This is a genomic window from Aeromonas sp. ZOR0002, from assembly GCF_963866995.1.
Taxonomy (GTDB): domain Bacteria; phylum Pseudomonadota; class Gammaproteobacteria; order Enterobacterales; family Aeromonadaceae; genus Aeromonas; species Aeromonas caviae.
The window spans coordinates 4701-15693 of sequence record NZ_CAWMFQ010000341.1 but is presented as its reverse complement, the minus strand read 5'-3'; the positions used below and the strand labels follow the sequence as shown (position 1 = coordinate 15693).

Sequence of the window (10993 nt, the reverse complement as noted above, 5' to 3'; positions counted from 1 at the left end):
CCCGCCTCGCCTTCGTCGAGCCGTTCAAGCTTCGGACCGTGGTCTGCATCGGTGCCGGCATCAACCAGGTGTTCACCAATCAGGAGATGTTCGCCCGCTGCCCGCGCATGATGCGCGACGGGCTGGCGAACCGGCTGGGGGCGGACGCGGCCCAGTGGGATCTGCTGCGCACCAAGTGTCAGGTCTTCTCCCTCAAGACCCAGGGATTGCTGGGGAGTCGCACTTCCGTGCCGATATTGAGTATCGGGCACAAGAAAGATTTTATTTGTCCCGAGCAGGATGTCCGGGCATTGGCCGCTGCGAGTCGCAACGGCAAGGCGGTGGTGTTTGACAAGCAGCCACTGCTCGAGGTCTATGACGAGGCACTGAAAGAGACGGTAGATTGGCTCAAAAAGCACTTATGTACATGATATAAAACTAAAAATGTAACATCACCATGTGATGGTATGGCTTGTTCAACAGGGAGGTTAGCATGTCGGAAAGAGTGACTTACAAGCGATTGCTTCGGCAGTTCGCGGCCATTGGCCCCTATTTGCGTGAAGACCTGTGCGAGGAGGGCCGCTACCGCTTTGACTGCCTGTCCGTCTGCGTCAGCGCCAAGCCTGCCCCGGACAAGCGGGAGTTCTGGGGCTGGTGGCTGGTGCTGGAGCAGGAGGATCACAGCTTCAGCTACCACTATCAGACGGGGTTCTACAACGCGGACGGGGAGTGGATCGACAAGGCGCTGCCCAAGAAGCATCAGGCGGAAGTGGAACGCACCCTGCAACATTTCTACAAGCTCATCAGCGGCAAGTTGACCCAGCTGGAGTGCACCCTCTCCCCCGCGAAGCAGGTGACTGCCGAACTGAGCGTGACGGCAGCCTGATCCCCAACCCCCGCATCTTTCCGGTGCGGGGTACCCCGATGCTTTGTCACCGAGCCCGCAACTGCCTGGCGAGGCTTAATTGCCTTGCAGGGCAGGGGGGCCGTGGGTATAAAGGGATTCCTTACTTTTCTAACCCTTCGTTCCCATGGAAAACAGAACCATAGTCGTCAAACTGGGCACCAGCGTGCTCACCGGGGGATCTGCCCGCCTCAACCGTGCCCACATGGTCGAGCTGGTCAGACAATGTGCCGCCTTGCATCGACACGGGCACCGTGTCGTGCTGGTCACGTCGGGGGCCATCGCCGCCGGTCGCGAGCATCTGGGCCACCCTCCGCTGGCGCCTACCCTGCCGAACAAACAGATGCTGGCGGCGGTGGGTCAGACCCAGCTCATCCGGGTATGGCAGGACCTGTTCAACCTCTACGGGCTGCACATCGGCCAGATGCTGCTGACCCGCGCCGACCTGGAAGACAGGGAGCGCTACCTCAATGCCCGCGACACCCTGCGCACTCTGCTCGATCACCGCATCATCCCCGTCATCAACGAGAACGACGCCGTGGCCACCGCCGAGATCAAGGTGGGGGACAACGACAACCTCTCCGCCCGTGCCGCCATCCTGGCGGATGCGGACTTGCTGATCCTGCTCACGGATCAGAAGGGGCTCTTCACCGCCGACCCGCGCACCAACCCGGATGCCCAGCTCATCGAAGAGGTGCAGACCATAGACGACACCCTGCGCTCCCTTGCCGGTGACAGCGTGAGCGGCCTTGGCACCGGTGGCATGGCCACCAAGCTGCAGGCGGCCGACGTGGCGCGCCGGGCCGGGGTGGACGTGGTGATCGCCACCGGCCAGATCCCGGAAGTGATCGGCCGACTCGCCGCCGGGGAGCGGGTGGGGACCCTGTTCCCGGCTCTGGCATCCCCCCTGGAAGGGCGCAAGAGCTGGATCCTGGCAGGGCCCCCTCCTCACGGCGAAGTGCAGGTGGATCAGGGGGCCGTGGCCGCCATGCAGGAGAAGGGATCCAGCCTGCTGCCCAAGGGCATCGTCGCGGTGAAGGGAGATTTCGTGCGCGGCGACGTGGTGCGTATCCTGGATCCCAAGGGGAGCGAGCTGGCTCGCGGTATCTGCCGTTACGACCATCTGGAGCTGGATCGGCTGCGCGGTGTCCACTCGGATCAGATTGAACAGGTATTGGGTTACGGCTATGGGGCCGTGGCCATCCACCGTGATGACATGGTGCTGCTCTGAACAGTGCGGCACCGCATAAACAAAAGGGAACTGTGATGAGTCTGGAGAAAATGGGGCAGGCGGCCCGTGAAGCCGCCTATCAACTGGCCACCGTCAGCACGGCACAGAAGAACCGGGCGCTGGCGGCCATCGCCGATGAACTGGAAGCACGCAGTGCCCAGATCCTGGCGGCCAACGAGAAAGACATCGCCGCCGGGCGCGAGGCGGGGCTCACGGAAGCCATGCTGGATCGCCTGCTGCTCAACCCGGCGCGCCTTGCCGGCATAGTGGCGGATGTGCGCAAGGTGATCACCCTGGATGATCCGGTCGGGGCCGAAATCGACAGCCGGGTGCTGGAGAACGGCCTGCGCCTCTCCCGTCGCCGGGTGCCCATCGGGGTCATCGGCGTCATCTACGAGGCGCGCCCCAACGTCACCATCGACATCGCCAGCCTCTGCCTCAAGACCGGCAACGCCAGCATTCTGCGCGGCGGTCGCGAGACCTTCCACTCCAACCTGGAGCTGGTGCGGGTGATCCAGCATGCCCTGGCGGCGTCCGGCCTGCCCGAGGCGGCGGTGCAGTACATCGACAACCCGGACAGGGCGCTGGTGGCCGAGTTGCTGCGCCTCGACCGCTACGTGGACATGATCATCCCCCGCGGCGGCGCGGGTCTTCACAAGATGTGCAAGGAGAACAGCTCCATCCCCGTCATCATCGGCGGGTTCGGTATCAGCCATATCTTCGTGGACGAGAGCGCCGATCTGGCGCGTTCCCTGGCGGTCATCGAGAACGCCAAGGTGCAGCGCCCCTCCGCCTGCAACGCCCTCGATACCCTGCTGGTACACGAGAAGGTGGCGGCCACCTTGCTGCCGCAACTGGTGGCTCTGATGAACGAGCGCAAGGTGACCCTGGTGGGCGCGCCCAATGCCATGGCGCTGCTGGCTGGCAGCGACAACCTGTGCGACGCGGGGCCGGAAGATTTCGACACCGAGTGGCTGGGGCTGACCCTGGGGGTCAAGGTGGTGGCGGACGTCAACGAGGCGCTCGCCCATATGCGCGAGCACAACGCCGGCCACTCCGATGCCATCCTGACCAACTCCCTCGCCAATGCCGAGCGTTTCGTCAACGGGGCCGGTTCGGCGGCGGTCTATGTCAACGCCTCCACCCGCTTCACCGACGGTGGCCAGTTTGGCCTCGGGGCCGAGGTGGCGGTCTCGACCCAGATGCTTCACGCCCGTGGCCCCATGGGGCTGACCGAACTCACCAGCTACAAGTGGGTGGGGCAGGCGGATTATCTCAGCCGTGCCTGATCCAGGCACGCTCAGCAAGCAGGACAATGCCGACTCAGGTCGGCATTTTTGTGCTTTTTTATTGCTCGCAATCAATGGCTTGCATATAACTATCCAGCAGGATGCGGTGTCACCCGGGGCATCAGGCCAGCGACAGCAAGGGGAGCAACTTCAAGGATGAAGGGACAGGATAGGAGTGCGTGGTGGGGCAGCCTCTGGCTGAGCCTGCCACTGCTGCTGGGGGCGCTCTGTTTCAGCGGCGCCAGCCACGCCAGCTGGGACCAGGATCTCTATCGTCAGCTCGGGCTGGCGGGCAAGCTCGACAGCCGCGTGTTTCGCAAGGCCCTGGACGGTTACCAGAGCGTGCGCCACAAGCGAAAACCCATTCTCACAATCATCGACTACAGCAAGCCCTCGACCATGCGCCGGCTGTTCGTCATCGACGTCAAGCGCCACAAGCTGCTCTACCACACCTGGGTCAGCCACGGCCGCAATTCGGGGGAGCTGGCCGCCCGCCAGTTCTCCAATCAGATGAATTCCCGGCAAAGTTCCCTGGGAGTCTACCGCACCGCCGAGACCTATCAGGGCAAGCACGGTTACTCCCTGCGTCTCGATGGCCTCAGTCCCGGCAAGAACAGCAATGCCCGCAAGCGCGCCATCGTGGTGCACGGGGCGGACTACGCCAGCCCCAGACATCTGCAGAAGTTTGACAAGCTGGGGCGCAGCTGGGGATGCCCGGCCCTGCCAAGGGAGCAGTCCAGGGCGATCATCGACACCATCAAGGGAGGGAGCGTCATCTATGCCCATGGCTGAGACCTTGCCCGCGAGCCTGCTGCGAGGGCGTCACCAGGAGTGGTGGGCGGCGCTCTACCTTGCCGACGACCTCTCGTTATCCCTCGTGCACCGGTTCTGAGATGAGTATCCCATGGCAATGAACAGCAAAAAGGCCAGCATATGCTGGCCTTGGCGCATCAGGCGGGGATTATTTGCGGACCACCAGCACAGGGCAGGGAGCGTGGCGCACCACGGATTCCGCCACGCTGCCCACCAGCAGGTGGGTGATGCCGGAGCGGCCATGGCTGCCCATGACCACGAGATCCACCTTGTCTTCCTTCGCCTGGAGGACGATTTCATCGGCGGCGCGGCCAAAACGGACCTCGAATTTGGCCGGAATCGGCAGGCAGGCGACCAGTTCCTTGAGCTGGCTCTTGGCCTGACGCTCCATCTCGTGGGTGATCTCGATGGCCGTCATGTGCAGGATCTTGTAGCTGTCGAAGCCGTGCAGCTGATCCACCACGTGGACCAGTTTGAGCTCGGCCTGGTGGGTGTTGGCCATGAAGACGGCGTAGTCGAGTACCGCTCTGGACATCTCGGAGAAATCGACGGGGCAGAGCAGGGATTTGATGGTTGGCATGAGAATCTCCCCTCAGGTTGGGCTACTAATGAATCTTGTTTGCCATGATACGCTGTGGGGCGACAATAACCCTCGACCCGCTCGCAAAACGGGGAAAATGTCGGCCGGGACTCTGTTTTTCTATGCTATCTGTATGCCTGAACGGGCCGTCCGGCGGTGAGCATCTGCCGAGTGCCATATCACTGAGGATATTCATGGTTCGTCTTTTTCTGTTCTGTTGCCTGCTGATCACCTCGTTCGTGCGGGCAGACACCATACACGTCTATTGCGACGACTGGCCCGGCTTCTGTCACCGGGACGGCAAGGGGGTCTATCTGGATGTGGTTCGAGCCATCTATGAACCCCTGGGGCACGAGGTGAAGCTTCACATGGTGCCTTACAAACGGGCACTGGCGGTGGTGTCGAAAAAGGAGGGGGACATGGCGATGGGGGTCTATCGGGGAGAGGTGCCCGGGGTCCATCAGCCCGACTACCCCGACTCGGCGGACTACGTGAGCGTGGTGATGCAAAAGCGCTGGCTGCCGCACTGGGCAGGGGAGCACAGCCTCAAGGAGCAGGAGGTGCTCTGGCTGAGGGGGTGGGCCTTTGACAAGTTCATCCCGGAGCCGATGCGCTGGTTCGAGATAGACAGCCACGAGATGGCGCTGCAATTGCTGATCAAGGGGCGTTACCGCTACTACCTGACCGACGGCGCCCTCTACCCCGAAGGCTCCCTTCCCCCCGAGCTGGTACAGGTATTCCTGCGCTGGATCCCGACCTACCCCATCTTCGCCGATACCCCGAAGGGCAGGCAGTTGCACGGGCTCTGGGATCCCGGCATGCGCACCCTGATAAGGCAGGGCAAGCTGGCGGAGATCTATCGGCAGAACAAGCTCTACGACTACTACCAGGACTTTCTCAGGGAGCAGGTGGTGCGGGCGAACAAGCCACAGCCCTAGCTGTCGGGCCTGATACCGTCATCGGGCCCCTCTTGTCCTGCCTCAGCCTTTGGCTCTGAGCGTCTTGGCCAACCGGTCATAGAGGATGACGTTGACCGAGGCGGTGAGGTGCATGCAGCCTGTCGGTCTGGCCACATAGATAACGTCTTGCCCCGCCCTCAGCCTTTGGCGCTGAGCGTCTTGGCCAACCGGTCATAGAGGATGACGTTGACCGAGGCGGCCAGGTTCATGCAACCCTGAGTTGGCACATAGATGACCTCCTTCACCGCCGCGAAGCGGGCGGGTTCCAGGGTGCCATCCTCCGGGCCGAAGATGTAGAAGGCTCTTTCGGGGTGCACGTAATCCGGCAGGGGCGTGGCCCCCTCGATCAGATCCACCAGCACAGGGGTGCAGCCCTCGGGCACGAAGTCCAGCAGCGCCTCGACCCCGAGCAGGGGGATCTTCTCCACCATCTGCTTGGTGTCGGTGACAAAACGGCGTGCCAGCTCGAAGCGCTGCCCCGTGTAGTAGACCTCGTCCGCCCCGTAGCAGCCGGCGGCCCGCATCACGGCGCCCACGTTCTCCGGGGATTTGGGATTGACCAGTCCGATGGCGCAATAGTCCTCTCCCTCCCGGGCATCTGCCCAGTGCTGCCCGGTGGCGCCTTCATCTGACACTTTCATCTCTCTCTCCTGTGTGGCGGCGCATTATACCCCCGGTGGGCCCCTTGCCCAGCGTGCGGGGCGGATTCCCGCAAGGCGGGCCCAACAAGGGGGCGGCTGCACCGTGGCGGCGCAGCCCGACCCCCTGATGCGCAATGGCGGCGCCCCTTGCATCCTGGCGCGGGGTTTGCAGTTATTTCCCCATACAAGACGATGAGGCATCCGGACAAAGGCGTCCGTCCCCGCAGGGGGGCGGACGCTTTTTTTATGGGCCCTTCGTCAGACACATGACAAGGAGCAAGGGAATGAAGACCACCTGTGCCTATTGCGGAGTGGGGTGCGGCATCCGGCTGAGCCGGGAGGGCGACAACTGGCAGTTGCAGGGGGATGAGCAGCATCCGGCCAACGGCGGCGCCCTGTGCGTCAAGGGGGCCAGCCTGCTGGAGAGCCTGGCCTTTCCCGATCGCCTGCTCTATCCGCGCTGGATGGGGCAGCGCATCGGCTGGGAAGAGGCCCTGGACACCCTGGCTGCGCGTTTTGCCGCCATCCTGGCCGAGTCCGGGCCGGGTGCCATCGGCATCTATCTGTCGGGCCAGCTCACCACCGAGGATTACTACGTCGCCAACAAGCTGATGAAGGGGTATCTGGGCAGTGCCAACGTGGACACCAACTCCCGGCTCTGCATGTCGTCGGCGGTGGTGGCCCACCAGCGCGCCTTCGGGGAGGATCTGGTGCCCGCCTGTTACGAGGATCTCGAGCTCGCCGATCTGGTGGTGCTCACCGGTGCCAACACCGCCTGGACCCATCCCGTGTTGTTTCGCCGCCTGCAGCAGGCCAGGGCGCGGCGCCCCGAGCTCAAGCTGGTGGTGCTGGATCCCCGCCGCACCATGACGGCGGAGCAGGGAGATCTGCATCTCGCCCTCAAACCCGGCAGCGACGTGACGCTCTGGAACGGCCTGTGCCGCTTCCTGCTCGATGTCGATGGCTGGGACAAGGCTTATGTGGCGCAGCACGTGAGCGGCTTCGAGGCGTTGGCGGGGGCGCTGGACGACCCCGCCTGGCAGTTGGACGAGGTGGCCCGCAGCTGCGGCCTCTCCCGCAGCGATCTGCTCGGTTTCTACCAGCTCTTTGCCCGTACCCCCAAGACCGTCACCCTGTTCTGCCAGGGGATCAACCAGTCCAACCAGGGGGTGGACAAGGCCAACGCCATCATCAACGCCCACCTGATGTGCGGTCGCATCGGCAAGCCGGGGGCGGCTCCCTTCTCCATGACGGGGCAACCCAACGCCATGGGAGGGCGCGAGGTGGGAGGGCTCGCGACTCAGCTCGCCGCCCACATGGGCTTTGGCGAGGCCGAGTGCGATCGGGTACAGCGCTTCTGGGGAAGCCCGACCATGGTGCGCGGGCCGGGGCACAAGGCCGTCGAGCTGTTCGAGGCGGTGCACCGGGGGGAGATCCGCGCGCTCTGGGTGCTCGGCACCAACCCGGCGGTCTCCCTGCCGGACGGCAACCGGGTGCGCGAGGCCCTGAGCCGCTGCGAGCTGCTGGTGGTCTCCGAGGTAACGGCCAACACCGACACGGCGCGCCTCGCCCACCTGCTGTTGCCTGCCGCCGCCTGGGGAGAGAAGAGCGGCACCGTCACCAACTCCGAGCGCACCATCAGCCGCCAGCGCGCCTTCCTGCCCCTGCCGGGGGAGGCCAGGCCCGACTGGTGGGCCCTGACCCGGCTCGCCCGTCGGCTCGGCTTTGGCGAGGGGTTCGCCTATGAGCACGAGCACGAGATCTTCTGCGAGCATGCCGCCCTCTCCGGCTTTGAGAACGACGGATCCCGCCAGTTCGACATCTCGGGCCTGGCGGGGCTCACCCGCGCCGAATTCGAGGCCCTTTCTCCCCTGCGCTGGCCCGTCAACGCCGACTGGCCCCGTGGGCGGGATCGCCTGTTCGAGGATGGGCGCTTTGCCACCCCGGATGGTCGGGCCCGCCTGCTGCCCCTGGCCCAGCGCTTCCCCGAGCAGCCAGAAACGCCCCCGCTTGCAGGGGCTGTCTCCCTGCTCCTCAACAGTGGCCGCCTGCGGGATCAGTGGCACACCATGACCCGCACCGGCCACGTGCCCCGGTTGCAGGAGGCCGAGCCCTGGCCCAGGGTGCGAATGGGGGCCGCCAGCCTGCTGGCGCTTGGCGTGAAGGAGGGGGATCTGGTGCGCCTTTGCAACGGGCTTGGGGAGGCGCTGCTGCTGGTGGGGCTGGATGAGGGGCTCAGGGAGGGGGAGGCCTTCCTGCCCATGCACTGGACCGACAGCCAGTGCAGCCAGGGGGCGGTCAACCGCCTCATCGCCCCCGTGGTGGATCCCCTTTCCGGCCAGCCGATGTTCAAACAGGGGCGTGTGCAGGCCAGGGCGCAGCTCACCCGCTGGCAAGGGCTCTGGTGTGGCCGTGGTGAGTGGCGCGAGCCGGTGGACTGGTGGGCCAGGCGTCCCCTGCCCGAGGGGAACTGCACCCTGCTGGCCTCCTGGTCAGAGAGCACAGAGATCCTGTGGCAACGGCTGGGGGCCGAGGGGCACTGGCTCAGGCTGCCCATGAAGGAGGGGTGGCTGGCCGTGGCCCTGGCCGGAGATCGTATCGAGGGGATCCTGCTGGTGGGGGCGCGGCGCCCGGACATCAAGGTCGACCTGCTGGCCAGTCTGCTCGGCACGCCGCTCCAGGCGGGGGCCCTGAGCCAGACCCTGAACCAGGCCCTGGCCGGGGAGAGCCGGCTGGTCTGCTCCTGCCTGCGGGTCTCGGAGCAGCGCATCGTCGATGCCATCACCCGGCAGGGGGTGAGCGAGCTGGCGGGGCTGCAGGCCCTGCTCGGCTGTGGCAGCAACTGCGGCACCTGTCTGCCCGAAATCGGCAAGCTGTTGATCAAACATGTTTTCCTGGCATCCGCTTAGTGCGGTGCCAGGACAGAAGGAGCCTGAGATGAGCCAAATCAGTCTGGTGGGAGCGGGCCCCGGGCCCCTCGAATTGTTGACCCTGCGCGCCCTGCACCGTCTGGAGGCGGCAGAGGTCGTGGTCTATGACCGCCTGGTGGGGAGCGAGATCCTGGCCCGCATTCCCCACGGTGCGGCCCGCTTCGACGTGGGCAAGCGCTGCGGTGAGCCGAGCCCGACCCAGGAGGAGATCAACGCCCTGCTGCTGGCCCTGGCCCGCACGGGCAAGCGGGTGGTGCGCCTCAAGGGAGGGGATCCCCTGGTGTTCGGGCGCGGCGGCGAGGAGGCGCTGCACCTGGCCCGGCACGGCATCGAGGCCGAGCTGGTGCCGGGGATCACGGCGGCCCTGGGGTGCGCCGCCAGCAGCTTCCTTCCCCTGACCCACAGGGGGCTGGCCCGCTCTCTGACCCTGGTGACGGGGCACCTGATGGACGAGCGCGACTATCAGGGCTGGCAGGGGCTGACCCGGGCGGGCCACACCCTGGTGTTCTACATGGGGCTGGAGCGGGCGGCCCGCATTCGGGAAGGGATGTTGAGGGCGGGGGCCCCGGGCGCGCTGCCGGTGGCCCTGGTGGTGGCTGGCTGCAGCCCCCGCCAGCAGGTGCACGAGGCCACGCTCGATGGCCTGGAGCAGGCCGCCCGTGCCCTGCTGGGCCAGAGCCCGGTGCTGATCATCATGGGGGAGGTGGTGCGGCTGCGCGCCGAGCTGCAGGGGCTGCTGACGGAGGCCCTGGAACGGGTCGCCTGAGGGGCGATTTTCCCTCTACCCCTACTACCTCCTGATAGATAAAAAGGAGGTAGATTCAAAGAGTTGGCCTTCATGTTGCGGCATTTTCGCCAGACAGAACGCGATCGTCGCCGGCAAGGAGCGCCATGACCACTTTTTCCACCCGGGGCCAGGACGGCCCCGCTTCCCGGCTGTTGATCCACGCCGATGACCCGGGCCAGGCGAACCGCCTGGCCCTGCTGGTCAGTCACTACGGCCATCAGCCCGGGATCCTCGATACCCGCCAGTTGCTGACGCCGACGCAGAGGGGGGATGCCCTGCTCGTCAGTTGCCGCCAGTTCAGCGCCGAGGTACGCCTTGGCCTCTCCCTTTGGCCCGACATGCCGCGCCTCTTGTTCTGCGAGCGGCTGGGGGGCGATACCCAGCTCGCCCTGTTGCAGCAGGGGGTGTTGCTGGTGCCCCACCCTTGCGGCGAGCGTGAGCCGGTGGAGCAGTGGCTGCGCCTGGCCCGCAGTCAGCTCGCCATGGTGCAGGCCCTGATGCAGACCGAGAGCGAGCTGCGCCAGAAGCTGGAGGATAGGCGGCTCATCGAGCAGGCCAAGGGACGCCTGATGCGCCATCAGGGGCTGGACGAGGACGAGGCCTATCGCCTGATGCGCAGCACCGCCATGAGCCGTCACCTGAGCCTGGGGGAGCTGGCGCGGCAACTGCTGCAGGCTTTGCCCGCCTGAGCGCTCCCGTGGCCAACCGTTTTGGTGCAACTGCGCCTAATTGAGGCAAATTTGAGGGAGGATCAGGGCACCACAGGCCGCAAAGGGCCGTCTGATGCACCCTGGACGAGCTGGCACGGAAAGTGAATAACAAAAACACGATAGCAATGAAGTAACGATGCGCAGTGAGGGGCCGGTCAGGTCACTCACCC

The 10993-nt window shown here is 65.3% G+C and carries 11 protein-coding genes; 9 read left to right on the top strand and 2 right to left on the bottom strand.

Features of this window, described 5'->3' with window-relative positions:
• The 5 genes from AACR77_RS18445 to AACR77_RS18425 all read left to right on the top strand — a co-directional run.
• Positions 1 to 410: alpha/beta hydrolase (locus AACR77_RS18445; RefSeq protein ID WP_042883294.1), on the top strand; the 410-nt coding region annotated here is incomplete at its 5' end.
• A 62-nt stretch (positions 411 to 472) separates the two neighbouring features.
• On the top strand, positions 473 to 865 hold the full coding sequence (gene crl, locus AACR77_RS18440) for a sigma factor-binding protein Crl (protein ID WP_042883291.1): 393 nt from the start codon (positions 473 to 475) through the stop codon (positions 863 to 865).
• A 145-nt stretch (positions 866 to 1010) separates the two neighbouring features.
• Positions 1011 to 2114 (top strand): glutamate 5-kinase, encoded by a 1104-nt coding sequence (gene proB / locus AACR77_RS18435; RefSeq protein ID WP_010675460.1) that lies wholly within the window; start codon positions 1011 to 1013, stop codon positions 2112 to 2114.
• A 32-nt stretch (positions 2115 to 2146) separates the two neighbouring features.
• Positions 2147 to 3403 carry a glutamate-5-semialdehyde dehydrogenase gene (locus AACR77_RS18430; RefSeq protein ID WP_262512438.1) on the top strand — a complete coding sequence of 419 codons (1257 nt, stop codon included), beginning with the start codon at positions 2147 to 2149 and terminating at the stop codon, positions 3401 to 3403.
• Between the two features lie 156 nt (positions 3404 to 3559).
• Positions 3560 to 4195, top strand: coding sequence for a murein L,D-transpeptidase catalytic domain family protein (locus AACR77_RS18425; RefSeq protein ID WP_042016892.1), 636 nt, complete (start codon positions 3560 to 3562; stop codon positions 4193 to 4195).
• Between the two features lie 169 nt (positions 4196 to 4364).
• Here the strand turns inward: AACR77_RS18425 and AACR77_RS18420 are convergent, their stop codons facing one another.
• A complete protein-coding gene (locus AACR77_RS18420; RefSeq protein WP_041212463.1) occupies positions 4365 to 4796 on the bottom strand; it encodes a universal stress protein in 432 nt (143 codons plus the stop codon).
• Between the two features lie 194 nt (positions 4797 to 4990).
• Here AACR77_RS18420 and AACR77_RS18415 point away from each other — a divergent pair, with 194 nt between their 5' ends.
• Positions 4991 to 5734, top strand: a complete 744-nt coding sequence (locus AACR77_RS18415) for a hypothetical protein (protein ID WP_010675456.1) — start codon at positions 4991 to 4993, stop codon at positions 5732 to 5734.
• A 158-nt stretch (positions 5735 to 5892) separates the two neighbouring features.
• Here AACR77_RS18415 and AACR77_RS18410 read toward each other — a convergent pair whose 3' ends face one another.
• A complete protein-coding gene (locus tag AACR77_RS18410; RefSeq protein ID WP_042883288.1) occupies positions 5893 to 6396 on the bottom strand; it encodes an RNA methyltransferase in 504 nt (167 codons plus the stop codon).
• A gap of 284 nt (positions 6397 to 6680) precedes the next feature.
• Between AACR77_RS18410 and AACR77_RS18405 the strand changes: the two genes are divergently transcribed.
• The 3 genes from AACR77_RS18405 to AACR77_RS18395 all read left to right on the top strand — a co-directional run bounded on the left by AACR77_RS18405 (position 6681) and on the right by AACR77_RS18395 (position 10802).
• Positions 6681 to 9305: a nitrate reductase gene (locus AACR77_RS18405; RefSeq protein ID WP_042883286.1), complete on the top strand. Its 2625-nt coding sequence runs from the start codon at positions 6681 to 6683 to the stop codon at positions 9303 to 9305.
• A 28-nt stretch (positions 9306 to 9333) separates the two neighbouring features.
• Entirely contained in the window at positions 9334 to 10092 is a 759-nt protein-coding gene (gene cobA, locus AACR77_RS18400) for a uroporphyrinogen-III C-methyltransferase (RefSeq protein WP_042883284.1), read from the top strand.
• 125 nt (positions 10093 to 10217) lie between these two features.
• The gene (locus AACR77_RS18395) at positions 10218 to 10802 is read left to right on the top strand and encodes an ANTAR domain-containing response regulator (RefSeq protein ID WP_010675452.1); all 585 of its coding nucleotides are present in this window, start codon (positions 10218 to 10220) and stop codon (positions 10800 to 10802) included.
• Positions 10803 to 10993: the final 191 nt, after the last annotated feature.